General features: G+C 50.9%; 25 protein-coding genes, 2 rRNA genes and 1 pseudogene (1 of these 28 only partly in view). 5 read left to right on the forward strand and 23 right to left on the reverse strand.

Annotated elements, in window-relative coordinates:
* Positions 1 to 2 precede the first annotated feature (2 nt).
* The 19 genes from ACTG19_RS10525 to ACTG19_RS10615 form a co-directional block, all read right to left on the reverse strand.
* Positions 3 to 2,705, reverse strand: a complete 2,703-nt coding sequence (locus tag ACTG19_RS10525) for a putative virulence factor (protein ID WP_182935917.1) — start codon at positions 2,703 to 2,705, stop codon at positions 3 to 5.
* The gene (locus ACTG19_RS10530) at positions 2,702 to 5,770 is read right to left on the reverse strand and encodes a virulence factor SrfB (RefSeq protein ID WP_182935918.1); all 3,069 of its coding nucleotides are present in this window, start codon (positions 5,768 to 5,770) and stop codon (positions 2,702 to 2,704) included. The genes ACTG19_RS10525 and ACTG19_RS10530 overlap by 4 nt, the downstream gene beginning before the upstream one ends.
* An 18-nt stretch (positions 5,771 to 5,788) precedes the next feature.
* The gene (locus ACTG19_RS10535; RefSeq protein WP_182935919.1) at positions 5,789 to 7,273 is read right to left on the reverse strand and encodes an SrfA family protein; all 1,485 of its coding nucleotides are present in this window, start codon (positions 7,271 to 7,273) and stop codon (positions 5,789 to 5,791) included.
* A 184-nt stretch (positions 7,274 to 7,457) separates the two neighbouring features.
* Entirely contained in the window at positions 7,458 to 8,477 is a 1,020-nt protein-coding gene (locus tag ACTG19_RS10540) for a hypothetical protein (RefSeq protein ID WP_439989059.1), read from the reverse strand.
* A 94-nt stretch (positions 8,478 to 8,571) separates the two neighbouring features.
* Positions 8,572 to 9,063: a hypothetical protein gene (locus ACTG19_RS10545; protein ID WP_182935921.1), complete on the reverse strand. Its 492-nt coding sequence runs from the start codon at positions 9,061 to 9,063 to the stop codon at positions 8,572 to 8,574.
* 77 nt (positions 9,064 to 9,140) lie between these two features.
* Positions 9,141 to 9,863 carry a hypothetical protein gene (locus tag ACTG19_RS10550; protein WP_270659343.1) on the reverse strand — a complete coding sequence of 241 codons (723 nt, stop codon included), beginning with the start codon at positions 9,861 to 9,863 and terminating at the stop codon, positions 9,141 to 9,143.
* A gap of 235 nt (positions 9,864 to 10,098) precedes the next feature.
* The gene (locus ACTG19_RS10555) at positions 10,099 to 10,623 is read right to left on the reverse strand and encodes a hypothetical protein (protein ID WP_182935923.1); all 525 of its coding nucleotides are present in this window, start codon (positions 10,621 to 10,623) and stop codon (positions 10,099 to 10,101) included.
* 79 nt (positions 10,624 to 10,702) lie between these two features.
* Positions 10,703 to 11,065, reverse strand: coding sequence for a hypothetical protein (locus ACTG19_RS10560; RefSeq protein WP_279497955.1), 363 nt, complete (start codon positions 11,063 to 11,065; stop codon positions 10,703 to 10,705).
* Entirely contained in the window at positions 11,062 to 11,286 is a 225-nt protein-coding gene (locus ACTG19_RS10565; protein WP_429111164.1) for a hypothetical protein, read from the reverse strand. The genes ACTG19_RS10560 and ACTG19_RS10565 overlap by 4 nt, the downstream gene beginning before the upstream one ends.
* The gene (locus ACTG19_RS10570; protein WP_198505360.1) at positions 11,286 to 11,792 is read right to left on the reverse strand and encodes a hypothetical protein; all 507 of its coding nucleotides are present in this window, start codon (positions 11,790 to 11,792) and stop codon (positions 11,286 to 11,288) included. Before ACTG19_RS10570 ends, ACTG19_RS10565 begins: the two co-directional genes overlap by 1 nt.
* Before the next feature lie 115 nt (positions 11,793 to 11,907).
* On the reverse strand, positions 11,908 to 12,246 hold the full coding sequence (locus ACTG19_RS10575) for a hypothetical protein (RefSeq protein ID WP_439989060.1): 339 nt from the start codon (positions 12,244 to 12,246) through the stop codon (positions 11,908 to 11,910).
* Between the two features lie 24 nt (positions 12,247 to 12,270).
* Positions 12,271 to 12,462 (reverse strand): hypothetical protein, encoded by a 192-nt coding sequence (locus ACTG19_RS10580; protein WP_024945023.1) that lies wholly within the window; start codon positions 12,460 to 12,462, stop codon positions 12,271 to 12,273.
* Complete coding sequence (gene radC, locus ACTG19_RS10585) at positions 12,459 to 12,956, reverse strand: RadC family protein (RefSeq protein WP_024945022.1); 498 nt, start codon at positions 12,954 to 12,956, stop codon at positions 12,459 to 12,461. Before radC ends, ACTG19_RS10580 begins: the two co-directional genes overlap by 4 nt.
* A 124-nt stretch (positions 12,957 to 13,080) precedes the next feature.
* Positions 13,081 to 13,356, reverse strand: a complete 276-nt coding sequence (locus ACTG19_RS10590; protein ID WP_042048606.1) for a hypothetical protein — start codon at positions 13,354 to 13,356, stop codon at positions 13,081 to 13,083.
* Complete coding sequence (locus ACTG19_RS10595; protein ID WP_080688891.1) at positions 13,331 to 13,759, reverse strand: hypothetical protein; 429 nt, start codon at positions 13,757 to 13,759, stop codon at positions 13,331 to 13,333. Before ACTG19_RS10595 ends, ACTG19_RS10590 begins: the two co-directional genes overlap by 26 nt.
* 9 nt (positions 13,760 to 13,768) lie before the next feature.
* Positions 13,769 to 14,194 (reverse strand): DUF2787 domain-containing protein, encoded by a 426-nt coding sequence (locus tag ACTG19_RS10600; protein ID WP_439989598.1) that lies wholly within the window; start codon positions 14,192 to 14,194, stop codon positions 13,769 to 13,771.
* A 36-nt stretch (positions 14,195 to 14,230) separates the two neighbouring features.
* Entirely contained in the window at positions 14,231 to 14,794 is a 564-nt protein-coding gene (locus ACTG19_RS10605; protein ID WP_376869630.1) for a lecithin retinol acyltransferase family protein, read from the reverse strand.
* Positions 14,795 to 14,878: 84 nt separating this feature from the next.
* Positions 14,879 to 15,565, reverse strand: a complete 687-nt coding sequence (locus ACTG19_RS10610; protein WP_279497960.1) for a hypothetical protein — start codon at positions 15,563 to 15,565, stop codon at positions 14,879 to 14,881.
* 17 nt (positions 15,566 to 15,582) lie between these two features.
* Positions 15,583 to 15,972 carry a hypothetical protein gene (locus ACTG19_RS10615; RefSeq protein WP_279497961.1) on the reverse strand — a complete coding sequence of 130 codons (390 nt, stop codon included), beginning with the start codon at positions 15,970 to 15,972 and terminating at the stop codon, positions 15,583 to 15,585.
* 251 nt (positions 15,973 to 16,223) lie between these two features.
* On the opposite strand from ACTG19_RS10615, the gene ACTG19_RS10620 reads away from it, so the two are divergent.
* Positions 16,224 to 16,568, forward strand: a complete 345-nt coding sequence (locus ACTG19_RS10620) for a helix-turn-helix domain-containing protein (protein WP_201972956.1) — start codon at positions 16,224 to 16,226, stop codon at positions 16,566 to 16,568.
* 1,236 nt (positions 16,569 to 17,804) lie between these two features.
* On the opposite strand, the gene ACTG19_RS10625 is transcribed toward ACTG19_RS10620, so the two are convergent.
* Positions 17,805 to 19,841: a hypothetical protein gene (locus ACTG19_RS10625; protein ID WP_125596582.1), complete on the reverse strand. Its 2,037-nt coding sequence runs from the start codon at positions 19,839 to 19,841 to the stop codon at positions 17,805 to 17,807.
* Positions 19,842 to 20,118: 277 nt separating this feature from the next.
* On the opposite strand from ACTG19_RS10625, the gene ACTG19_RS10630 reads away from it, so the two are divergent.
* From ACTG19_RS10630 to ACTG19_RS10645, 4 genes and pseudogenes are all read left to right on the forward strand, one after another.
* A complete protein-coding gene (locus tag ACTG19_RS10630; protein ID WP_081000947.1) occupies positions 20,119 to 20,367 on the forward strand; it encodes a helix-turn-helix transcriptional regulator in 249 nt (82 codons plus the stop codon).
* The gene (locus tag ACTG19_RS10635) at positions 20,345 to 21,928 is read left to right on the forward strand and encodes a YfjI family protein (RefSeq protein WP_439989062.1); all 1,584 of its coding nucleotides are present in this window, start codon (positions 20,345 to 20,347) and stop codon (positions 21,926 to 21,928) included. Before ACTG19_RS10630 ends, ACTG19_RS10635 begins: the two co-directional genes overlap by 23 nt.
* Positions 21,929 to 22,374: 446 nt before the next feature.
* Positions 22,375 to 23,046 (forward strand): inovirus Gp2 family protein, encoded by a 672-nt coding sequence (locus ACTG19_RS10640; RefSeq protein ID WP_439989063.1) that lies wholly within the window; start codon positions 22,375 to 22,377, stop codon positions 23,044 to 23,046.
* A gap of 71 nt (positions 23,047 to 23,117) precedes the next feature.
* Positions 23,118 to 23,212: pseudogene (locus tag ACTG19_RS10645) on the forward strand (H-NS family histone-like protein); the annotation flags it as partial.
* 49 nt (positions 23,213 to 23,261) lie between these two features.
* Here ACTG19_RS10645 and ACTG19_RS10650 read toward each other — a convergent pair.
* From ACTG19_RS10650 to ACTG19_RS10660, 3 genes are all read right to left on the reverse strand, one after another.
* Positions 23,262 to 24,470 carry a tyrosine-type recombinase/integrase gene (locus tag ACTG19_RS10650; protein ID WP_279497963.1) on the reverse strand — a complete coding sequence of 403 codons (1,209 nt, stop codon included), beginning with the start codon at positions 24,468 to 24,470 and terminating at the stop codon, positions 23,262 to 23,264.
* Positions 24,471 to 25,272: 802 nt separating this feature from the next.
* Positions 25,273 to 25,387: ribosomal RNA gene (gene rrf, locus ACTG19_RS10655) — 5S ribosomal RNA — on the reverse strand.
* A gap of 120 nt (positions 25,388 to 25,507) precedes the next feature.
* A 23S ribosomal RNA gene (locus tag ACTG19_RS10660) occupies positions 25,508 to 26,516 on the reverse strand; it runs 1,879 nt beyond the window's last position.

Below are 26,516 nucleotides of genomic sequence, written 5' to 3' on the forward strand. Positions count from 1 at the left end.
GCTTACTCTTGTTTTAATTGATGTATGATCTGGCCCAGACGCTGATTCTGATCGTGAGAAATATCCCGTGTGGCGCTATGGCCCGCGTTATCTTGGGTGATCAGCACCAGGGAAGAGAGCCAATCCCCCAAATACGCCATGGCAGGATTGAGCGGAGTGGCAGGCAGGCAAGGTAACTCGTTTTGGCCTATTGCTGAACCACGGGCAAATAGCTTGCCCTTAGTGCCCGCAAAGCTGTGTGGTACCTTCTCTGGTGGCATGGCCAAAAAACCAAACCAAGCCACGAAATCGCGCAATGTAAGCTGAGCCTTCATCACTTGCCGTGCAAGCTGTTGTTCTCGCCGCACCCCCGCCTGCTCCTGACCAGCCAGGGTTCGTTTCAACGTTCCCTCCAGATCCAGACGGTTAGCCGCAGTGACTAACTCTTCAGTAAGTAAGTCTATCAATTCGGTCTCGATACCGAGCTGAGCCAGCAGGGTTTTCCGGGTGGGCAGATCCCGCAAATGAGCGACCCATGCCTTGAATGCCTCACGGGCGAAGCCATCATCCTGGCCTACCCGCTCTTCAGCCTTGGCGGCTGTGTTCACCACGGCGACATCAGCCTGATCGAAAGGATTGCTCGCAAATGGGCTGCTATCAAAAGGACTAGCGCCAAAGGGCGTCTGCCCAAACGGGTTCGCCGGGCTACTGCCATAAGGAGAGATTGCGGTGGCTTCTCCCCCATCATCCTTGGGGACATCCTCACGAATACTGAGGTAGATATTGCTCAGTTCCGCTGAGGGCAGATCAAGCTGGCTAATCAGCTCACCGAGGGAGTTAACACGGGCGCCAAGCCCAGTCCAGAGCTGCTTGCCTATTTCCTGCTTTTTCGCCAGTTGGCCGTCACCATCTTGCTCATACCAACGCCCCAGCAGTTGTTCAGCCAGCTCTTTGCGCTTGGCATCCAGTTGTTGCTGGAGTCGATCAAGCTTGAATTCAAGATGTGCCACCCCCCTCAGCGCATGCCCAAGCAGGGCCATGCCACCATCATTGAGCGACATCATGGCCATCCACGCAGCGTCAGGATCAGCAAAATGTTGCGCCACGCCTTTTCCTGTCGCAAAAGAGGTCGCCATCTGTTGCAAGACATCTGCATATTGAGGTGCAACAGCTACTTCTCGCCCACCGTCTATGTTCAAGAAAGGGACGGCCATACCAGGTTTGCGTACCAAGAAGCAGTTATTAAACGCCTGACCAGGTGCCCACTCTTGGATCCAGTCATACTGGCCAAAACGTTCCAGCAGGGTTTGTTGCATCAAGCCATCCGCCCCCTCCTTGAGCTGTGTCGGTGTAAAACCAAGTCCATCCTGGATCCGTTTATCAAACATGGTCAGCGCCCAAAACAGTCCCGGTTTACGACTCTGCCGCTCACTGGCACTCTTGCCCTGGGTCTTTTCTACCCAGCGCGTCAGCACAGGACCCACACTGGTCACGTCACTCTGCTTGGCGGAGCTGGCACAAACCACCAAGGCATTCATCTCTTGATTGTCGGTATAACGCTCGAACAAATATGCAACCTTGCCACGTAGCAACAACTGAGAAATCGGACTACAGCCTGCACTGGCGGCCTCTTCCAGTTTGCTAATCGCGAGACGCCCACGGTAGCCAGGGAAATCGAGCAGATCCACTTGCTCCACCAAGCTATCCGCAGCCCCCTCGACCATGGGAAAGATCAACTCGGTGGTCAGGGCAGCCAGCTCAGCCTGAGCAATAGAGGCAGGCATATGCCGACCGTCAGGTGCCAAGAAACAGATCTCGACTGTCCTATCCCCGGCGGATCCCAACAAGCCGAGACTGTCCACGTTCATGATGCTGATGCTGCCGCTACCTTGATTCAACAGGCAATCAAGAGGCGCGTAAACGGTCTTGGCGTGACCCAGTCTGCTAAGGCTGGTCGCCAAGTTACGATAGATTTCGGTCAGCTCGATTTGCTCGCCCCACAACAGGGAGAACAACTCTGCCCGCTCGGCTGGCGTCAGCGTGGGAGCCAGTTGTAATACCCTTGGCCAGTAGCCATGTTCAAGTTTTTCCACCGACTTTCTAAAACTGCCGTTCAAATAATCCCACAGGGCCACCACATCATCACGGCTGACACCGTTGTTGGGCACCGGGTTGATGGGACGATGCTCAAACGGCCGCAGCCGAGCCTCGATGCGCGCCTCATCGAGCTGATAGCTCAGCAGTTCATGGTTGAAATCATTGAACCAGGTGTTGGCCAAGATCTTGGCCAAGTCTATTTCACTAAACAGCTGCAAGGGTACCGGGTAATTCGCCGGGGCAGCGGTCTTGGCACGGGTAAACCTCGTGACCAGACCAGTGGCCTCTTTGCCGCCGCCCACAGGGTTAACCTCCTTTATGAAGTCAACCGGACGCTCCCCATAGCATCCCTCCAGCGCGCCGTTCCCCCCGGCAGCCAAGGCCGATATCAGATAGGATTTACCCGCTTGGGAAATGCCGAAAAAACCCACCGTCATGGGGGTACCAGCCACCCGCTTGAGGCTGTTGGCCACATTGCGAGCTCGGTGCAAACTAAGGTTAAGCTTATCCGCCTCATTATCGAGCCGGTGGGAGTCATGGCGCACCACATCGACCCAGCCAAGTGCATCCTGGGCGCTGCGCTCGATTGTCGCCCAACCCTGACTTAAGGTCTCCTGTTGAGGCTTCATTGTTGTTTTACACTCCCGCTATCTAACCAGTGTCTGCTATCTATGAGTCCGGCATCTGGCATGGTGTTGAGTTCCAGCTCCAGATCCCGCTTATTGAATGTTTTATCAGTATTACTACCCACCTCGCTGACTATCAGCTTGTCACTGATAAGCCCCAATGCCCTGGCCCGGTTATCCTTGCCAATAGCCAGCTTGACCTCCAGATAGGGTGAGCTGCCATCCAAAGACTTGGCCTGGGTATATTTGGCTCGCCCCTCATCACTAAAACGCAAGGTATAGAAGGGGGCTGCGGTCCAGCGTTCAGCAGCAAGCTGGCGATAGCCTAGACGCAAGTCACCGCGCATGATCCAGACTGGGGTATCCGTATCTTCACTGCCAACCTTAGGCAACCGGATCTGACCCTCGAACGACTGAATATCACGGTAGGTCACATCGTGATCGCGGATGATATTTTGCAGATCGATGATCCCCATATGGCGAATGGTGGAGTAAGGCTTGAGCGCTGCAGTGCGGAAATGGAAGTTAGGAATACTGTGATTGGCACACAGTAAGGTGATCATGGCACCCACCGAGGCAGTACTCTTTGGATCATCGATTTGGCCATTCTTGTGGAACGGATACCAAGTGCCAGTATGATAGCCATGCAGCGGCAAAATGCGTCCCGGCGGTAATGGCAGACACATCCGAATGAAGGCCTGAATGCCCGGTAGCAAGGAGGGGCGCCCTGTTAGCAGCAGCATGTCGCAATGGTAGTTAGCCATAACCTCACACAATGCGGTCAACACCTTGCTGATGTTGAAACGACCAGACAGCAGTGCCTGATGCACTTGTGCCAAATTGAAGGTGATGGGCACCTCGCGCAGCTTGAAGTCACTGCAGCCGCCCGCTTTTTGCACCTCCCGCTGTACAAACGCTTCTACCGCCGCACTGATGTTATTGGCTGGCACCAAGTCGCCATAACGCAGGCTCTCGCTCACGTTCGCACCCAAGCCCTGCGGATCGTACTGTTCATAGCGACCCAGTAAATCAAGGGCTATCGGGACAAATACCTGTAAGTTGAGTTGCTGGCGCAACACCGCTTCTGCAGCGCTAACGTTGTTGGCACCACAAAGCTGTGACATAAGGGTATCAACCGAACCAACACCACTCTGTTTGAACGAGGTCTCCAGCGCTGGCAGCACCAACAGCTGGATAACATCGAGCAGCACATCGTCCCCCGCTATCTTGAAACTGTCACGAAAGCGTTGCTGTGGCACGATATGGGCATTTACACCGGCTCCCTGTTGCCCGCTGCGATCGAGGGCATAATCGGTGATGACCAGATCCGTGGTACCACCCCCAATATCGATTGAGGCTAGGGTAATACTCTCTCGGTTCTTTCTGTCGGGGCGGCCCAGCGCGGCAAAAAACTCCTCCGGATGACCGGCAAAGTTCTGGTTTATCTCGGTATAGAGATAGACCAGCTGAGCACAGGAGGCCTCGTCCCACTCCACCCGGACGCGGGGCAATGGCACTTGGATATTATCCTGTACATCCCCATCTTCCTGGCGACGATAAGGGTCTTGTTCCCCCTGATGCCAGCGCAGCGCCTTCCACACCAACCCCACGGCTTGGTGCATCCGTTCATCAAGAATACAGCGTTCGGCCATCGGCATGCCGGGCGGCACAGTGAGAATGATATTGCGCAACTGACGCGGAATACCGGCATGCCCCTGGCGAGTTCGCTGTGCCGGGCTGTTGATCTGGGTCAGCGCCTGGGTCAATACCTCTGCCAGCATAAAGGTCATCAGGGCACTGCGCGAGTAGCGGGGCGTAAACACCGGGATGCGATCCATCTCATCCTCTATGGTGTGCAGCGCTTCCCCTTTTTCATTGATAAGGTTCGCAAAAGGGGCCGCCGTTGCCAGCGAATGGGTATCGTGCTGCTGATAAGCCGAGTTGAAGCGCCAGCCCTGACCATAGAATTTTTCATCCCACAGGTAGCGCTTCGGGCTAGATAGACCTGTCGACCCTTCACTGCCGCGACGGCGGCTGGCCAAACGGCCAGCCTCATTGCCGATCCGGGCTATGGTCGGCCATTGAAATGCATCATGGCGACCACTGCGAACCGAGCAGTGATCCTTGCCAAAGAAGGCCTGAGAAAATTCGATGCGGCTCTCGAAGGGCTGGCTATATACCTGTTCAGGGGCGTTTAGATCCCGCAGTTGCAACACATAGTTGTGCATCAGGCCAGAACCGGACTGACCATGATCCTCAATCAAAATGCCGCAGGTACGAGAGTTACCCACATCGAGTACCAGATCCACCGGGATCGGCTTGATGGCATTGGTCTCGCCGTTAGCGATGATCCGAAATTGCGGTATCTCGACCCTTGGCGGCTCTTTGCTTTGCTGATCAGCGACCGGCTTCGCCAACAAGGAGAGCAGATTAAGGTAATGTGCAACTGGGTATTGTTGCTGTATCTCGCTATCCCGTTCCTCTCTATCACGCCCTTGGCTTGCATCATTAAAGACCTCAAGCAGCCACTCTTTTAGCCAAGGCTGGGTCAAATACCAACCAAGGGCATAGGTCGAGGTGGCAAGTTGGAAGGTGGCCCCTGCACTGACATCTTCTTGATTGGGCCCCAGATCGGCTGAGCCGTGCAACTTGGCCATGATCCGGGTATCAAAAGCCAGAGTCAGGCGATGGGTATGGCCATCCAAGTCCGGCTCTTGCAGTTTGACCAACCGAAAACGTGCCCAGTTGATCGGTCCCTCGTTGTAGAAATGGGGAGAATTAAACCGGAACAGCGGCAGCGGAAGCCAGATCCCGTCTAGCAACTCGAGGCTACTCTTAAGTGCGATATCATACTTCGCGCGCGCCTTTTCGATGGCGTCGGGCCCTGGCTGGAAGAAATGGAAATCCTTCTCTTCGTTGTACAGCAGACGAGTGAGCACGCCGCTGGCCAGCTCAACAAACTCACCTGCCTGCTCGCGCCCCAGCGTCAGACCGAAATCCATAAACTGGATTCCAGAATCACCCACCAGGGTGACTTGACGATCAAATGGTTTTATTTCTGGCAACATGATTATATCTTCCTGCCCTTAGGGATTTTTCTGGCGCATCTTGATGGGGAACTGCTGCTCACCCTCATTACGGCCCACGCAATCGGTGCCATTGTCCGTTCCTGGCTTACATTCGATTTGGGGGATCATATAGCTGGATCCATCAGCGCACTCTGCTTGCCCCAGATTATTAATACTCAATTGGCCGTCTTTCATTACGCCGCTAGCCGCACCCCGACACTCAACCCCATTGGACTGACGCAAGCTGACGCGGCCTTCACCCTCTTTGAAGCTGTATTGCAGTTGCAATGGCTTGCCGGTCTGGGTGTCCTGAATACCCCCGTTAACTTTCCAGTCACCGTCTAAAAACTGGGCGGGCCCATTGGCAATGGTCGGCGGTATTGTCAGCGCCTTACCTTGAGGTGCCGGATCTTGCGGAGTGCTATTACTCGGTGCGATATCAGTGCTAGGGGGACTTGCTGGCGGTAATGTGGGCGGCTCTAGGTCTGCAGCTGCGCCCGGCATCGAAGCTTGCGGGAGGCTTGTGGACACCGGCTCCTTACCGCTAGCCAGGGGGGCTGGTGGAGGCGTAAGCGGATCGCCTGACGCTAAAGCGGCGCTGTCCACCGTGGTATGCTGCTCTGATGCTCGACTAGGTACTGTCGCTGCCACATCAGTAGGACCATGCGCCACGGGCAGCGCTTGCCCTGATGAGGGAACAGCTACTGCACTATCCCTGAATATTGGCAAGCCCATAGATGATACGCCTGGCAGCGAAAAGCTGGGGACACAGGATCGCAGACCAAACAGCAATAATGCTAACAGAGCCAGCAACAACAGCGGCCAGAACAACCAACGCCAGCGACTCCACCAGCCCCCGGTCTGGATTGTCGGTGTTACCGGCTGGGCATACATGGGGGTTGCCGGCACCGGGCCTGTTGTTGGCACTATCTCAAACGCAGGGGCAAGCTCTGCGACGGGGGCACTAGCGACTACTCCCGGCGTAGTCAAGCTCGGGCTCACGGGCTTTAGCCAGTGCATCGGGTCACGTTGTTCGTCGTTATCATGCACAAATCCCCAAAACGTGATTACCAATACCCCATCCACCAGATAGACAAAATCCTGATCCGGAAAATTGACTACCTGTTTGAGCAAACTTGCAAAGACCCGCTTGTCGCCACCGCTGTCCTTGTTATCAGTGGTCAGCAGCTGCTCGCTCAGTGCCTGCACCGCTAGCTTAAAGGATTCAAGCTGCGAGTAAGCAGCCGCTCGCTCAAACTCAGTGGCACTGTTCCATGGGATCACATCTCCCGCAAAACTACTGTACCAGTCGGTTCTATCCCCCCCTTGATGGTTTTGCGGAATTGCCAAATGGCGTGCAAGATCGCGCCCCGTATCCAGACGACGAATGGTCTCCCGTAATTGGGAAGCCATACGGTAGACAGGGAACCCCGTCTCACCGAGCGCCTTAAACGCGGAATTATGACCACTGCGTAGTAATGGACCCTGGATGGAATCCTGCATCTATAAACCCTCAAAAAATCTAATTATGTTATGGCGAGACTCAGCCCTTGTGACAGCAGGACCGCTCAACCTTTACCCTTGGTTGAATGCCACTCTAGCCCCCATCCAAACGCCTTATCGATGCTCTTTCGATCGTCAAAATACTGGTTTATCCGTTCAACTTTGATCGCGCCATCAACATTGATTAACCGAGCGATGACACTAACGGGCATATTTTCCCCCCTTCGGTCAAACGAGTCGTAATGGGTGGTTGACCGGGAATATGGATGGTGATGGTGGCCAGAGTATTTTGCCAATTGGAAGCACCGCTATAGATGAAGGCATAAATCAGCACCTCATCGATCTGCTGCCAATGAGAACCGTTAATTAGCAACCACTCCCCATGACTGTTTTCCCCACTACGATCATCTCCCTCCAACGCCACATAAGGCACGTTGTCATAATCACCAAACAGACGACTGAGCGCTTCAACCCCGGTTTTTTTCTGATTTTTCAGCCGAACAAAAGCAGCGACATCCAGATCAATCGCACTGTCTGGGTTAGGGTTACTCCAATTGAGATTGACCTGAATACGGCCATAATCGTGTTGCTTGACTAGGCTGACGTTGGGCTGTTCTTTGGTCAACTCGGTTAGCGGCTTACCACTAGAGGGAAGATCAACTGGGAATAACGCAGGCCAGCGACTCAGCAGCAGGCACCCTAGTAGCAGTGCCAAGAATATCGCAGCCAGACAGCCATAATGCCTGGCGGTAATCCGGTGCCCCTTGTGAAGCCTCGGGGTGGGTTCTTCTAGCTGAATTGGGTCTGCAGGCTGTTGCGGGATCCCCCAGTGAACCAACACCGGCTCACCATTGATGCCGTAGCACGCGAGTTGTGGTGTCTGCTTGAGCAAGTTATGCAGTCGCTCGGCAGGAACTGGCTCACCACGGCGAACCAGCTCTTCTGCCAGTTGACGGATCGCCTCTTGACGAAGCAGACATTTCTCCTGCAGCATGGCTTGTTCTGTAGCAGGGAGCGCATTCAGCAGTATGGGTTGCCCTTCACGCTCGCTCCACCACTCCAGATTACCATCGCGGCTACGACGCGCCGTCGCAAACAGGCTGGTAATTAGGGGAGGAAAATAACGACAGAGTACTGCAAGGCTCTGCTCATAATTTTCGAGCGCTTTTTCGTCAATCGGAAAATCCGATATTATTCGCTGCATAAAGAGACTTCATATCCAAAAGCGCGCTAAAGAGTGCTTGCTAACAAACACTCTGCTGCCAAGATGGCCTTAAGCTAGGTCGAAAAAATCAGCTCTAATAACCCAGACTTTGATTCAGCTCTTTAACCTTGGCTTCAAGGAGCGCAGCCTCCTCTCGCCTTGCTGCAACTTGAGCTGCATTATCATTTGAGGAGGGAGTGAACTGCTGTTCGGCCTGGGACAGAGCGCTGATTTGCTGCTGCAGCCCGACTTGGTTACCACCTTTAACTTTTAGTTGGGCAACCAGTTGACTCAAGGAGGCTTTCAATGCCTGCTGATCAGCCTGCTCTTGTGCCAGTGTTGTGTTTGAACGCAGCTTACGGCTTTCCATGTCGGTCAAAATTTGATGCGATAGTGCGTTGAGTTCCTGATTTCGTTGCAGCTGTTGCTCTTGGTCGTTGACCTTTTGGCGGTATCCTCCAGAGGAATCACAACTCATTTTTGTGAGGAGGCTAGCGCTACGGTTGGAAGGATCGCAATCAGCGGGAGTTGTGGCACAACCAGTTAATACCAGCAAGCTACTCAGATAGACGGCTCTAAATTTCATAATATTTTCCTATCAACATCCAGATAGACCCGAGATATTGACGACTCCCTTAACGATAATGATGTAATGGTTGATATTTAACCAACTGTGATAGCGCTGCGCTGGTCATAGAGGGCATTAACCTCTTTCTCTAATACGGCAATCTGCTTGTTCAGCTCAAGCACTTTGGTATTGACCATTGCCAACTCAGTCTCAGTTGCCTCACTCTGCTCGCTTTTGGCCACTTGCTGATACTCGGTCGCCTTCTTACGCATATTGGTCAACTCTTTGTTGAGTTGAGCCAGATCAGCATCGACTTTGCCAAGCTGGCGCTGTGCTACCGCCTTGTCAAAACCCGCTTGGTCTTTATCTTTAGCAATTTGGGTCAAGGTTTTACTATTGTCAGCAATTACCTGCTTGGCAGTATTAGTGCGAGCAACCACGACCTCGGTGTCTTTTTGAATGTCGTTGTTCATTGCCTGCAAACGATCGGTGGTATTGGCATACTCAGCGCGACGAGTATCAAGATAGTAGTTAGCCCCCATCGCCACACCACATGCAGCTATGCCCGCTTTTATTGCACACTGAGTTTTTTCTTCTGACTTCAAAAGCATGCAAGCTGCAACACCCATACCTGCCGCAACGGCACATGCCTGGAATCCAGATGCACTAAAAAATTCAGCCTCTTGCCCATTAGTAAGTCTTGAATCTGTTGCTGGTTGATTCCCTGTCACTGAGCTCCCAGTGCTAGCACAGCCAGAGAGAATAAGGCTGGCGGAAACCATTAAACAAATAGCTGTGCGTCTAGCCGTAATTTTCATCTTCAAAAACCCCGAACGTTGTAAAAAAATGAATCTATGCCTCTAAACAGCAATACTAACTCCGTTTGGCACCAGACCCTATAGGCTCTCCATACTACAGCGGCGCACTTTTCAACACACCTCGATTCAGCTTTGACAAACAAAAAACTTGAGCATGGTCAAATTCCTATATGGATGTGACTAGACTTGTTTGTTAATTAAACAGTGCTACACCGCATGAATGAACGACTCAGCACTATAAGTAGTGAGTCACGATGCCTACCTCCCGATTGATACAGATAAACGCTGGGGCTTGCGGGTGGAACTGGTAGAGCCGCGCCAGTTCGGTACGAAACGCCTCAACGTTTGGCGCAATCACATGGTTGGTATCCCCTTCGGCGTAGGTAAAGGTCTCCAGCTTCTCTGTGTGAATCCAGATGCCGAAATACCAGGCGTCTTCCTCGGTATCGTATTGTTGCCAGCCCTGGGCCAGCAGCGTCCGGTCGTAGTAGTAACGGTCAGCCTGATGGCTCCCCCGGTCGATGCGGCAACCCGTCACGGTGAGCTCAAAAAGGATACGCCCCGCTTGGTGAGCCTTCTTGACCCGGCGCAGCAGCGTGAGGGCTTTGGCTCTGCTACGACCATTACCGAGCGGGTGCTGCTGTCTGGCCCGCAATGCCAGATGGGTCATTATCTTCGGTGCGGTGTTGTGGTTGAGCTGGCCGATAGCGGCGGTGAGTTGTCGGGCGGACAGAGTCTTGTAATCACGTAAGTCATGCATGGTTGGGCTTCCTTCAAATGCAAACAGCCCCTCGGTGTGAGGGGCTGTATGGGGTCTTGTGTGTGCTGGTGGCCGTGGCTCAGGTGTGACTACTCCAATCCGGCTTGTCATTACTACCGTGGTTGACGTAGGCCCCGACAATTACCCGTTGCCACTCACCGACCGGCTGACCCGCTGCATTACAGGGGCAACGAAAGCGGGCGAAGTTAATCTCTCGTGGAAGGTGGTCACGCATGTCACGTGGGCTGACAAAAAGCGAGGTTTTGTGCAGCACCGGGTTGGGGGCTACCAGCGGGCCACCAATACGTCGCCCCTCCACATCGTGGGCATAGGCAAAGCCCGGCAGCATCAATTGCTGACTGATGAGCTTGGCAAGCCCTGAGTGAGCACACATGGCCTCTGCCACGGCGGCCTGGCTAAAGCTGTCATTGAACTCAATCATGGATGTTTCTCCATTTCTGCAGGTGCACGGTAAGCCGCTGCCAACACCGCAAATTTTTCGACCAGGTAACTGATGCTGATGCCCAGTTCATCACTGGCCCCATCACGCAGACGGTGATGCAGGTGTGCCATGTCATCGGCGATACGCTGGGCTATCTGGGCTATCTGGGCGGCTGAGCTCGGTGGTGAGCTCGTCACTGTCAGGGTGATGGAAAGATTCATCACATTTCTCCCCAGGGGGCTTGCTCCCACAGTGACAGCCGGGTCAGCACGTCTTGCGCGAGAGCCTGTTGAAACTGCTGGATTACTTTCACAAGCCGGGGAGCCTGCTCGGGGCTCCCGCTCCATTCGCTCGATTGATACAGAGCGCAGCAGGTGAATTTGTACAGCGCCACCAGTTCGGCATCGGTGAGTGGTGCCTGATGGTAACGATGGGCAGGCTTAAGCGGCCCCAGCTTGGTCGAGCGGTGCTGACGTGGTTCCTTGTGGTCCTGCTGACGCCCACGCTGATAGCGATGCCAAACTGCACGCCGGTTGGCGAGCATCATCAGCCGTACCAGCCGGTCTACCCGCCACGTCCAGGTACTGGTGACATCCATTGGCGAGTTCCACCAGAGGGTGCGCAGCAACTCAAGGATGTAGTGCGGTGGCATCGGGGCATTGCAAAAGCGGTGTAACTGTACGGCAAAGGCTAGGTAATCCTTGCGATCGATCATGAAGGCAGACATGGGGTGATTCCTTGAAATGCAAAAGGCCACCTGCAGTGAGGTGGCCCAGTGGGTAGTGTTGGAATATCCGGATCATGGTGTTGGCGCGGATGATCCGGGTTTGGGGATGCTGGCGTTATTCGTGCGCCTGCTCTGCGTCTGGGTAAGCCGCATCAAACAGGATGGCGTAGAGCGCACAATCAATGCTGTTGACGGTATCGTGATGCGGGTAATAGGGTGGTGCGTCTCGGGAGCGCTCGAAGTAGTCGCCAAAGCAGCTGAGGCATTCGCGGATCTCGATGGTGGATCCCCGCAGCAAGGCCTCTTCAAGCTGCCTGGCATAACCCTCGTCATCACGAGCCTTGGTGACTGCTTGCCCCAACAACGCCAGCGCCCCTTGGTTGCTGGCGGCTGCCAGGCCATGGCGTAGCTTCCCGAGCATTTCCTCAAGGGAATAGGGATTGGGTAATCGCATGGTGTTTATCCCTTCTTGGCTCGGTTAAGGGCGTAGCTGATGGAGCAGTGCATCAATGGCCTCGACACAATCGCTCTGGGTGAGCTGATAGCCGTTAGGCAGGTGAGCCACGATGGCAGGCTCGGCCTGCATCTCGACGTTGTCTGCAAGCCAGCCGCGCAGCTCGAGGAGGATGTCGAGGGTGGTGAGGTGTGACTTACCTAGGGTTAGAGTCATAGCTGACCTCTTTCGGCCAGCGAGACCACGCCCTCGGCACCGACCACCAGATGGTCGAGCAATCGCACATCGACCAGCGCCAAGGCCTCCTTGAGGGCTTGGGTAAAGACCCGGTCAGATTGGCTGGGTTCAGGGTCACCGCTTGGGTGATTGTGCACTGCGATGATGGCCCCGCAGTTGAGTATCAGGGCCCGCTTGACTACTTCCCGTGGGTAGATGCTGGCGCTGTCCAAGGTGCCGCGAAACAGTTCCTCAAAAGCCAGTACGCGGTGTTGGGAGTCAAGGAACAGTGCACCAAACACTTCGTGCTCCCGGTCCTGCAGCAGGGTTTGCAGCCGCTCGGCGGCCTCGGTGGTGCTGGTAATGGCGGTGCCTTTGGCCAAGCGCTTACGGGCAATCTGGTTGGCGATACGCAGCAGGTCTTGTTCGGTCACGGGTTCAGTGACGACATAAGTGCCGGGGCATTCCCCGGCTTTCAGCTTGTGATAACGCATAGTGGAATTCTCCAAATAAACAAAACCCCGGCACGCATGAAGCATGTCGGGGTTAAAGGTAGAGCGGTTGTTGGTTCACTTTGAGGGTAGTTCAGTTGGTCTTGGTGGCGGCTTCTGCTCCTGCTCAGGCTGTAGGGGCACGCTTCACCGGCATCAGCAATCCGGGGACCTGCAGGGTGAGCGGCATAGCGAGCGCAACGCTCAGCCGTTCCGCCAGCTCATAGGCTTGGCCGATAGTGTCGTAGTCAGCTATCCAGGTAGCCAGCGCCAATCCACTGGCTTCTACCGCTCGCAAGTAAACGCCGTAGCCGTGCACGGGCAGGGCGCTGCCCCGAACCACTTGCGTCTCGCCATTACGATTGATGGCTTCAAGTTCAACGGCTACCGGTTGTTTTGGCATCTTGTGCCTCCTCTTGGGGTAAGGGGTCACTCTCCACACGATAGCCGTGATGGATGCAGGCACGCTGCAGGTCACTCATAAAGCTTCCCAGCACGCGGGGCTGCTCAGAGAGTGGGACGGCTCCTGCCTGGCTGCGCCAGAAACAGCGACGCTTAGGGTCCACACAGATTTCATCCACGGGCTGGCTCATGGTGTGCCAGTCCTCGGCATTGGTGAGGGAGAGCAGTTGCCACTGCACGCCAGACCAACGCACTTGCAAGGTGACTGTGCGGGCTGGTGGGCTATCCGGTGTCAGGTGCAGCAGCCAACGCTGACCACTGCGAGTGGGGGTTAGCTTGGCGCTGGTGGCGACTCGTCCCAGCCACTGGCGTGAGTAGTGGGATAGAGCTAATTCTTGGGTCATCGTGACCTCCTAATCTCCTGCGACCGTGACGCTGAAGCATTCCAACCGGCAGTAGGCAATGAAGTTGCTTTGCCAGATATCGAACAATTCCCGCGCTTCGGCCAGCCGCAGCGGTCCCCAGCCCAACATGGTGTGTTCCCCATCGAGGAAGTTGAAGTCGATCTCCTTGCAGAGCTCGGCATCATGGCCGAGCCCCTGGTAGCTGAAGTCGGTGATGTAATCGAAGACCCAACCGTGCAATCCCCGAATAAGCCGCTGCTCAACCGGATGGACGCCACCCGTTTCGGGACTGTAGCCGGGGCTGCGAAAGTTGAGGGTTAGGGTCGAAAGGTTGGTGAGGTCGAGCTGTTGTTCCCGCGCGACGCGGCGCAGCAAGTCAGGTAGCTCAGGTGAAATCGGCAGGGCCATCCCTGCCAAGTGAAATGGCATGGTTATCATGGTGTGTCCTTTTGGTATCGAGTGTGAGGCGCATCAATCCCTGAACCAGCGCCAGGCGCGGTAGAGGCCGTAGGTGGCTGCCAAGGGCGCCGCCAGCGAGGTGGCCGAGCTCCCCAGCAACGCACTGACTACTGCGGTCGCAGCGGTTGTCGCTGACGGGTTCAGTACCGTGCTGGTGGCCATGCCAGACAGGGCCGCCTGGGTGGGCTGCTGGGCCACGGTGCGAAGTGCCTGATGTGCGATACACCCCGTGGAAATGAGCTGGTTAATCTGCTTGCTGTAGTGAAAGCCCTCGATGCACCAAAGCACAAAGTGCTCGCAGTTGTTAAAGAGTGTGCTGTAGTGCGCCTCTCCAAGGCGGGAGTATGCACGGTCGATACTCTCCTCCCGGTTGTAGGCTCGTGCGCTATGGTGCTGGATGCGATAGCCCCTCCCTTGGCTAAACTCGGCAAGCGTGGTGATAGCTATCTGACCGGACTGTGTTCCGGCACTGACCCCTTGGTAATGGATGACCAGATGGTCCCCCAGATAGAGACCGTGGTGCTGGTAACCGGTGCGGGGGGAAACGAGGTGGTCTCCCGGTTGTGGTAATGGCATGAACAGTTCCTTAAATAAAATGCGGCATAAAACAGAGGGCACCCGAAGGTGCCCTGATGGTGGTGAATGTGTGGCGGCTGGTGGTCAGGACTGCTTGCGCAGCGTCAAGCTGTTGGCATCCCATACCCAGCGCTGACGGGGGTTGCCGGGCAGGTCGAGGGTGAAACCGTTGGGGGCAGGGGTCAGCTTGCCTTCATCGCTACAGGAGCCAAAGGGTTGTGAAAGCATGGTCAGCACACCAGTCTGAGCGACAGCCAACTGATAGAGCACCGGGCATGCCACACCGCCACTGTGTAGCTCAAACAAGGCCGCCTGCCCATTGGCCAGCGGCAATCGGTGCGTGAGCTTGATGGCATCATATTCATCGGAGCGCAGCAGCAGTTCATCCCCATACCGGATCTCGATGTTGTAATCGTCATTTTTCACGATGGTAAATGACGCGGTACTTGATGCGGCTGACGAGGGTGCAAAGGAGGGTTCGAAGTAACGGCTACCATCCGAGTAGGTCAGCATCATGCCGTTCAGTGAAACCGGCTGGCTGACACTGGGGATGAGCCTTGGCTCATCTTCATCCAGCGGCATCAGCATGATGCGTTCCCCTTTCGAGGTCTCTATCCAAAACTGCATGCTGGCGAAATTGAGGGTGCCCTCAACGTTGGCCGGTACCCGTTTAGTGACCGTTGGCACAGTGAATTGAGGCGCAGCCCAGGTCGGTAAGGCAAGCAGCGATAACCATGTGCACCACAGTGCCAGTTTGATTTTTTCTGTCATGTCACTCTCCAGACGACTTATTCAATGGTGTAAGAGGCATTGCCCAGATTGGTGAAGAGGGTGACCTCCCTCAATCGGCACGGCTCGGTCATGACCAGCCGCCAGCTTTCGGTGTAATTGAGCTTGAGTGGGAAATAGGTTCCTCCCACCGAACCCATCAAGTCACTGCGCAGCATCACCCGGCATTTACTCTTGCCGCCATTGATCAGCACTTTTTGAATGGTGACTTGATCGTTGAGCGAGGTGACGACGATCTGAGGTCGCCCAATAGCGGTGTACTCCACGTCTAGATCGAATTCTGGGCCATCGGCAGACTCTGCATTGCAGGCACTCAGTGAAGGCCACAGGCCAGCAGTAAGGGATAAAGCAGTGTGCGATTCATGATCTCTCCTTAATAAAAATGGCAAAAGGATGCCTGACCGACAAGGCAAGCCTCTCGGATAAGCGGGGTAATACAGGTAACGTCAGCGAGCGTGCTGGCAGTTAGCCAAGCGCAACTGAAGAAAGTGGGCTGGAATTTACGTCGTGTAGAAAGCACTCCTTTCAAATATCAATCTATATATTCAAACAACATCAACCCAATTGGTTGAGCATCAACCATAATCGTCCTTAATGTCAACGAGTCCATGGTCAAGCATACGTGCTGACTGGAGGACTTATGACAGACGTCAACTTTGAAGAACTGGCCAAGAGAGTAGGTAAAGCGATTGGACGCCAACGCCAACAAGTGGGGCTGACCCAGGAGCAAGTCGCAGAGCACCTGGATATCGGGATGGAAGCTGTTTCCCGGATGGAGCGGGGAAAAGTGGTGCCGACCGTAGTGCGCCTGGCACAGTTGGCCCAGCTGTTTGGCTGTGAGCTTGCAGACCTCCTGCGTGAGACCAGCAACCGCCCTACAGAGCAAAGCATTGTACTCAGCCAGCAGTTGGCCAAGCTCAATGCTGCCGACAGAGAAATGGTGCTGGAGGTGGTTGATAAGCTGGTGGCACGACTGGCGCCTTAACAGCCCGCTGTGCACATCTGTGACTGATGCCAGGGTCAATGACTTGGGAGGCCGCAATGGCGCTCCCAAGCAGCTTCACAGCGATATGTGTTTGGTGTCTCCTGATAATATCTATCTGAGTTACTTTTCAATCGGACCGCAAAAGCGACAACCCTGAGCTACCAAGACGAAACTCGGAAGCCTCACCCATTTATCTATTTCAATGGGGAAATGTCTAGTGACCATGTTGCTTGGTCTCTTCAGCTATATGTGAGTTATTCCTGTTCGCGTATCTGAGAGGGTGCTATTCGCATAAAAAGCATGACATCTAGTCGCATAGTGAACTACTTGTTGTTGGCATTTCATTCTGGTGTTTCTCGTTGATTGAGGCGCAGCATGATATTGATGTCAACACATCACAGATCCACCAATTCAAGACTGCCCTCGTAGTCATCAAGCAACTTACAGTTCGGTGATCAACAGTAAATAATATTTCACAACATTCCCGACTAGGGTTTTAAGTTTTGACCAATACGAGCTTGATCTTAACGATGGCGACCATCTTTGAACTGGTCTCTATGTCCAACGCAAAGTATTGTTTTTCGCTGGGTCTTTATAAAAGAGTTGTACCTTATCGTGCTGTACCACGTTAGACGATGATTATTAACGTTAGATAGATAGAGGGAGATCGGAACAAGTTATTCTCATCGGACAGATGAATATATAGATAAACATGAGATATTAATTTATTTGGGGCAGTACATGCAGCATTGAATAAACACATCAAAAAATAGTTGTGGGATCTGGTTTTTGCTGAAGCACTAAGGGATTTTGTTGGTAGTGATTACTGTGTAGATGAAGCATATATCTGAGGCTGACTTTGATCGCAGCAGTAAGAATAACCAATTACCACAAAGCATGTATATATAAAATGATGTTGTGGTGCCTCATGTGAGAACTATGATTCCAATTAAATGAGGAGCTATTAGGGGGAATCCCAGATACTTTTGATATTTGTATCTGAAAGTATCTGGAGAGAGCTGGGGGGTGATCTTAATTCATAGGCTGAAGATGGTACGACTAGCATAGCCGAGGAGAAAGGACCAAGCAACAGGAAATACGTCATGAGGTTGTGGCACCGTAATGTTATCGATGCCTCACCCCATAGTTTACAACAGTCTCGCGCATGAAAACAATAACGAATATGTTCAAATTATTTTCCGCAGATGTGTTTGATCGCAACACACCTGAAAATTTTCATTCCCCAGTTAAAGGGTGTTGATAGCGGAACAATAGTTCTACAACTTTAGTATTCTTACCCAATGCTATAATATTTTCAACATCATCTCCTGGAACAGATAAAAACAATATAATCGATAAATGGTCTAGGAGACAGACTCCGAGTGAAGAACCATCAATACAGTGGATCAGGTTGTCAGTTAAATCCTCAGGCAAGATAAGGCGTGCACTTATTAGATTGCTTACAAATAATTCAGGTGTTGCATCTGTATTTATTTTCTCTAACCCAGCAAGTATTTTTCCTGATATCGCATTAAACCGTTCTAGTAAATCGTGACTAATCATCGAGGAGGCATAATTTATGTCAAGAAGGTTTACTCTCAAAATTTGTGGGTCGTTTGCATCAGCTAGATGATTGTCCGTAGAGGTGTGCCGTGCAACAGTGAAATTATAACTGTATATGGTCTGCAGTATGATTGCGCTATAAGTATTATCCCCGCTGATTATAGAGTGCTTTATATAGTCATCTTCGGACAGCCAAGAAGTATTGGAGGATGTAGTTACATGAGATGGTCTAATTACAGGGATGAAAACAATCCCTTGGTGATTTATGATGTCATTTACTTGTTTCATTAGCGATTGATGTTTTATTTTTCTTCTCTCTAGTTTATACATTAGTCCAACGTAAAGTACTGCGAGTGAATACTTAATGAAGCCAAACAGTGGGTAACTTTTTTTCACTGCATTCTCAACTATCTCTAAAGCCGCATTTGGATTATTGAGTTTAATACAGTTCAGAGCATCGATTAATGGCGTGTATTGAGCATAATACATTTCAACTCGATTTTTAGTTTTATGTTTTAGTTCTTCAATAGCGAATGTGGATTTTTTATCAAACACTATGATGTTCATATCAATAGCTGCGGATTTATATTTTGAATAAATAGCATCTTCACTGATTACCATAGGTATATCAAATTGAGGTGGAAGAGATACCATCTTTGATAAATATGATTCCTGTGTTGGGAATGGAGCTAGCATATCCAAGTAATTAGATGGTAACCCTGTTTCACACAATTCAATGGCGTGACAAATAATGTTGTCTAAGTTGTTTTTCTTCTTGATGCTTAAGAGTCTTTTGGGCTCATAGCTGAGATATTTACATGCCAAAAACTCATTTATATCAATGTTATTGTAATTCTCATTAAGAGCTGCGTGCAGGCTTGATTGTAAAGCATCTTCATCACCCTCTATGGACATTGCATTGTAAATTTGACAGAAATACCCAAACATATTTGTTTTGGTATCGATATCTTGAAGGATGATAATCGCGGTGTAAGCTGCGGCAATTGGTTGAATGCTAAAATTTTCAATGTTTTTCTTGAGGATTAACTTGTTACACACATCAATTTTTTGATTTAATGTCACACATGTTTGATTGCCTTTCTTAGGTAGTTCATCTAAGTATTCTAGTAGTTCAAATATTAACGAAGCAGGTTTTTCATAATCGATTTTAAGTACCTCCCGATTTGCAGTGAAATAGTGATCTATATAGTCAATCATATATTTTCGTGCTGTTCTTTTTCTGAGTTTATCCTGCTCGCCATCGTGTGTTACCAGTCCTTCTATTGCTAGGATCCGGTTGAGATGATAGTAGATGGAGTTTTCATCAGCCTTCTCTTTGAAAATCAATATGTCTGCGCATATTAGAGGGATTAATAAGGTGGCAATATAAAACCGGTTGATATCATCTGCGAATGCTTCAACAACATTGGGTTGCCGAGCCAGACCAATGTACACACTCTCCAATATGTCAACATGATTGGAAAGAAGGTCAGGTGACAAATGACTGCCGACATGTAGCCGTCTACATATTTTTTCTAGTCTTGGTCGGTATTCATCTCTATCAGATTTTGCTGGATCAACACTTTGAAAGTGTTCACGGTGCGCATCGAAAGGGCGTTTACTTGTTTGCTCTGTTTTCCGAGCCTTATGCCAAAGACCAAGGGTGTCTTCTACAGAGTAGATAAATTCAGCAAAGGGATGTGTTTTCATGATTTACCTGTTGGGTTCGTTGCAGGGTGGTCGAGCGTATGTGCGGATTGTGAACACTCAAGATCTGTTTCGATGAAAGCATCGTTGGATATACACGATTGAGTTGATGTTGGTAAGTGTTGATTGCTCAATTTATGCTCACGAAATATGGCTTTCGCTCAATAAATGTTCGTATGTTTGCCCAAGGTTGGGTCCGTAATTTGTCCCCCTGACACGCTACCCCTAGGTCCACCATAATGCGAGCTCATCCAATCAGACGTTAGAAGGACATCACATAATGCAAGAAGCAATAGACCGCATCATTAGGATGCCTGAGCTTACAAAGATGATTAGCCTCGCTAGATCAACAATTTATGACAAGCTAAACGCCAAGTCTGCTCGGCATGACCCCAGCTTTCCCAGGGCGATAAAACTTGGCAAGTCAGCGATCGGCTGGCGTCAGAGCGAGGTCAATCAATGGATCGCAACCAGGTCACAAAGTAGTCAAACAATGGAGGTCAAAAATGAATCAACACAGAGCCATTGAAACTGTCATTGAGCGGTTAGATCAGTCCCTTTGGGATCCACTGGATGTCGTCGCCTATAGAACAAAGGCCCCGAGATTTATGATCTTGACTCAAATGTTGTCTGTTATAGCTATCGCATCGCAGCAGTTGGTAGATATTAGCCCCAAAAGTGAGATGAAAATACCGGCATCACTTTACACTCTAATTCTAGCTGCTTCTGGCGAGAGAAAAAGCACGGTCGATAAGCTACTGATGAAACCAGTTCGTGAATTTGAAAAATGCTTAGCTGAGCAGGTAGATGCTGCACAGCAGAAATATCAGATCGAACTGGAATTGTGGAATATAAAGAAAAAAGTGTTAAGGAAGGAATTAGATGAGATGCATAAAAAAGGTGATGAGCAGCCCATTATAATAGAGGCATGGCACACTCACCATTCAAATATGCCTATAGCTCCGGTAGTTAAGAGGATTTTAGCTGAGGATATAACAGTCGCAAAACTGAAGTCGATGTTAGCTGAGAAGAATACGTCATTAGCTCTGGTGTCCGATGAAGCTGGGACACTACTGTCGAGTGACTTGATGAAAGATAATGCATTGTTTAACTCACTATGGTCAGGTCAAACTATACGTGTTGACAGAGCCAATGCCCCTGAAGTTCATATTGAAGGTGCTCGTTTGACTTTGAGCATGCAAATCCAGCCTGATATATATAGAACATTCAGAGATAGTAATGGTGATGCGATGAGAAGCTCTGGATTAGACGCTCGAATTCTACTGTGTGAGCCTGAGTCAGAGATTGGCTATCGTCAAGAAGATAGGGATGATAGCGCATCACTAGATGATAAAATTAAATTAGGTAGATTTAGCTCAAGGATTGATGCATTACTGCAAGAAGGGCTCGAGATGAGAGCACAAGGCAAGGAGCGTCATTGCCTGAATTTAACAGAAAGTGCTAAGAAAATTTGGAATGACAAGTTTAATGACATTGAATACGCAATGAGGCGTGGGGAATATTTGGAGCACTATAAAGATTTTGGTTCAAAGTTTATGGAGCAGGCGTCAAGAATTGCGGCGGCACTTCATGTGTTTAAAAACATAAACTACAGAACCACGCTTGTGACTCATGAAACTATGCAGACTGCTATTGAACTAGCTGAAATATACTTACATCAAGCATTGATAATATTTAGATTGCCCGAGGCTAGGGAGTTCGTGGACGAGACACATGTTAATAAGCTACTGGAGTGGATTATTCATAACTGGAATAATGAGCTGTTTTTGAAAGGTGACATTAGACGAAGTGGCCCACATTGTGTTCGTAATTCGAATAAGCTAGAAGATGCAATAGAAGTTCTTATTGCTCGAGGAGATATCATTTGCTTTAAAAAGAAACAGTCAATCTATATTTCTTTATCTTGGAAGAAATACCCTAGGCTTGTTAGGCGCTCTTTAGTCCGCACCCGTGATAGAATTTATGTTAGCGAGCTAGTCGAATATCAAGGAAGACGCCATTCAGGAATACCATCAGTTGAACTTTTTGAGAGACCGTTGATTGACATGAGAAATAAGCTCCGACACTAATGGTTGCACCATACCCATACATTAAGGTTCAGTATTAACTGATTGCAGTACTCCGCTTAAGTAACTTAAGAGTGTTGTTATATAGGGCGGTATCATAACTGCATCTGAATTAGGAACCCTATGTCTATATTTTAGTATATATATTCATTTGATTGAGTAGTGTATGGGCTTATTTAGATAGGCCATGATGCGGTATATGTATTATATATAGCAATACATATAACAATACATGCACTCATATATACATCCATAGCCATGCACACTACTAACGATGCATATACGCTATGCAATCTAACGATGGGGTAGCGTGAAGACTACATGCCTCTAAGCATGTACCACTATGGATAGCATCCAGAGCATGGTGTATTTACTTAAGCAAAAAGCACATCTATTTATTTAATTCAATAACTATACCTCCGTGTCTATTCACCAAGGTAGGGACTCCTATGTTGAATCACTTAAAAAATTCAGTATTGAAGATGAAAGCGCTTACTCGCTTATACGAATACAGTTATGGCCCTATGAATAGTACTTATTTGAGGCGTAGCTTAGATGTTGTTTCTGGTACCCTAGCTAGGTATCCTCGTGTTTATGCTCTGCGTGTGGATCTGCGCTTTGCTAGTGAGTCGCCTGAAGATGATACGGATACGCTGACTTGTTTACAGCGTTCAGATTCATCAGTGATCACTCGCTTTATGGAGTCCCTGAAAAGCCAACTACGTGCGGACCACTATCGTCAGAAACGACGTGGTTTACCGTCATTACCAACCGTTATCTGGTGTCGGGAGCAGGAGTCATCGGCATCACCGCATTACCACCTGATGCTGCTGTTTAACAAAGACGTTTATGCCTTCCTAGGAGATTATCGGGATTATGATGCTAACAACATGGGAACTCGGATCCAGAAGGCGTGGTGCAGCGCGTTGGGTCTCCCATACCCTGATAATGCAACGCTGGTTAACTTCCCTGCAAATCCACAATACAGGTTTGACCGTAACTCGGCGAGAAACTTAGATGATAATTTCAGCGCATTTCTATTTCGTATGGCTTACCTGAGTAAACAAAGAACCAAGGTTGTTGATGGACAACGCAACTTCGGTTGCAGTCAAGTACGATAAGTTGCTTGAGCACATCAGTGCTCATTAGTATGCTATAGAACAATCCCTGCGTATTTAATTAAAGGATATCTATGAGTGAATTCCGAAAGTGCTGTTGAATATCCGTAGTCTGCGGGCGGCACTGCGCGAATTGCCTTTGGAACAACTCCATCGCCTGCCAAGAAAAGCTAAAAAAAGAACATGGAAGGAGGCGGCCCACCAAGGCCGCTTCCTTCTTATTTAGTTGGTGAATTACCGGATACAAACTCAGCCCACGCATCCATCATTGGACGTCGCTGATCCAGCAAGTCAGTTCGGTGGTACGCAGCTTCTACCTTGTTCTGCACTGTATGGGCTAACGCTCGTTCAGCAAGATCCCGCGCATAGCCCTGCTCGCTGCACCAGTCTCGAAAGCTGGAACGAAAGCCATGAGCCGTTGCCATTCTGCTAGGAGTGCAGCTCTCCGCTTTAGCTCTTCTCAGAAACATCGTCAGCACAGTGTCCGAGAGCGGTACCTGATCTCTGGGAGAAGGGAATACCAACTCGTCATGTAATCCCATCAGCCCCTTCAGGATCTCGACGGCACGAAGAGATAACGGAACACGATGTTGTTGCTTGGCTTTCATACGCTCGGCAGGCAAAGTCCAGATCTTTGCTTCCAAGTCTACTTCTGACCACTTCATGGCTCTGACTTCACCCGAGCGACATGCAGTCAGGATCAAGAACTCCAGCATTGAGCGGGTTACATCGTACTGTTGCGCTATTCGCAGATGCTTTTGCACAAAGGCGGGGATATCACGCCAAGGCATCGCGGGCTGGTGTTCAACCCTCACTGATTTGCTGGGTTGGGCCGGTAGTAAGTGACCCACCACATCAACAGGATTTGCAGAGGTATAGCCGTGAGCCCATGCCCAAGCCATGACTGCGTGTAGACGTTGCTTAACACGGCTTGCCGTTTCCGGGATCGTCAGCCATATCGGTTGCAGAACTGAAGCGATATGAGCTGGGGTAATCGCATCGATGGAGATAGCCCCAATGATGGGAAAGGCATATTGCTCCAATGTGGTGATCCATTGCTTACCGTGTTTGGGGTTCTTCCAACCTGGTAGCAAGCTTTCGTAGACCAATCTGGCAGATGCTTCCAACGTCGGGGTTTTCGGCTTGTTCTGCTCCTGCAGCCGGACCTCTAGCGGATCCCGATTATTCGCCAGCTGTTCCCGCATTGCCTGTGCGTCTCGAGCTGCGTCAGCGATGGAGATCTCGGGGTAAGTCCCGAGGCCAGCATTCCGCCGTTTCTTTGTCAGTGGGCTGACATAGCGGAATACCCACTTGCCTCTGCCCTTGACGGTAGAAGGGTGTAGCGTCAAGCCTGTAACACCACCGTGAGCAAGGGGTTTATCTTCCGGCTTGATGCTACGAGCTTTGGTATCGGTGAGGATTGCCATGAGGTAACCTCCTTGAAAATTGAATATGCCACACAGTATGCCACCAGGCATGCGCAGTGGTAATATGTGATTGGGATGGATTGGACAGTGCTAACTTCTAATTTACTGATAGCAAATGACTTTCTGGATATGGATGGAGTGTGTTGGACTTGATTGCGGCGGGCACCTCCTCCGCCATTTATACCGAGCCCATGCAACCACGTTGCGTGGGCTTTTTATTTGCCTGCGATTTGCCACTCCTCATAGAGCTCAACACATTAGCCTTCTTCAGCCCCCCCATTAATTTTCCCACCTGCAGGCTCAAAAGCCACCACAAGATCCCCTATCAACATAGAACCTCTGCGCTCTAGCGCGTATCCCTTCCCATTTCCTTATTACCCCAAACAACAAGGACCCAAAGCAGCAACCACTGCGCCTGCGTGTTAGCACAGCCAACACACTCTCTGGCATAACGTCAGTGGGCGACTAACAAAATCATGGACAAGCAGAGGGCTCAAAAAGAAAGACTTCAGCTAACACAGGACACAGATGCCCAGGAAAGATCGCAAGCAAGAGATCGTAGCGTACAGGCGAGCATAGGATTCGTGGGTCATGACTACGCCAGAGCCGCCATACAGAGCGACAGCGGTTCAGTGAAGAAAGAGTACCAAGCGGAACATCAGGCTATTTGTGGAACCAGAAAGCAGCGGCGAGTAACAATAAGAACAGAGGAAAAGAGATAGGGCCGATCAAAAATCAGGCTACCTTCTGAGTTTCAGGCAATAAAAAACCCCGCTCGATGAGCGGGGTTTCTTGTATTGGTGCCTGGCAGTGTCCTACTCTCGCATGGCGAATGCCACACTACCATCGGCGCTACCGCGTTTCACTTCTGAGTTCGGCATGGGATCAGGTGGTTCCACGGCGCTATGGCCGCCAGGCAAATTCTTAATCTAGAAAGCTGACGTGAGTAGTGATGTTGCGCTTGGCTTGTCACTATCACTGAATTTGAGTAGTTCGTTCTATTTGCTACAAGCCTTAGAACACTTCTTGGGTGTTGTATGGTTAAGCCTCACGGGTAATTAGTATGGGTTAGCTCAACACGTCGCCGCGCTTACACACCCCACCTATCAACGTTGTGGTCTCCAACGGCCCTTTAGGACCCTCAAGGGGTCAGGGATGACTCATCTCAGGGCTCGCTTCCCGCTTAGATGCTTTCAGCGGTTATCGATTCCGAACTTAGCTACCGGGCAGTGCCACTGGCGTGACAACCCGAACACCAGAGGTTCGTTCACTCCGGTCCTCTCGTACTAGGAGCAACTCCCTTCAATCATCCAACGCCCACGGCAGATAGGGACCGAACTGTCTCACGACGTTCTGAACCCAGCTCGCGTACCACTTTAAATGGCGAACAGCCATACCCTTGGGACCGACTTCAGCCCCAGGATGTGATGAGCCGACATCGAGGTGCCAAACACCGCCGTCGATATGAACTCTTGGGCGGTATCAGCCTGTTATCCCCGGAGTACCTTTTATCCGTTGAGCGATGGCCCTTCCATTCAGAACCACCGGATCACTATGACCTACTTTCGTACCTGCTCGACCTGTCCGTCTCGCAGTTAAGCTGGCTTATGCCATTGCACTAACCTCCTGATGTCCGACCAGGATTAGCCAACCTTCGTGCTCCTCCGTTACTCTTTGGGAGGACCGCCCCAGTCAAACTACCCACCAGGCACTGTCCGCGGCCCAGATTCATGGGCCTGCGTTAGAACATCAAACATACAAGGGTGGTATTTCAAGGACGGCTCCAGCGCAACTGGCGTCACGCCTTCAAAGCCTCCCACCTATCCTACACATGTAGGTTCAATGTTCAGTGCCAAGCTGTAGTAAAGGTTCACGGGGTCTTTCCGTCTAGCCGCGGGTACACCGCATCTTCACGGCGAATTCGATTTCACTGAGTCTCGGGTGGAGACAGCATGGCCATGGTTACACCATTCGTGCAGGTCGGAACTTACCCGACAAGGAATTTCGCTACCTTAGGACCGTTATAGTTACGGCCGCCGTTTACCG

This window comes from Aeromonas sp. 3P (assembly GCF_051919745.1).
In the GTDB taxonomy this organism is placed as follows: Bacteria; Pseudomonadota; Gammaproteobacteria; order Enterobacterales; family Aeromonadaceae; genus Aeromonas; species Aeromonas veronii.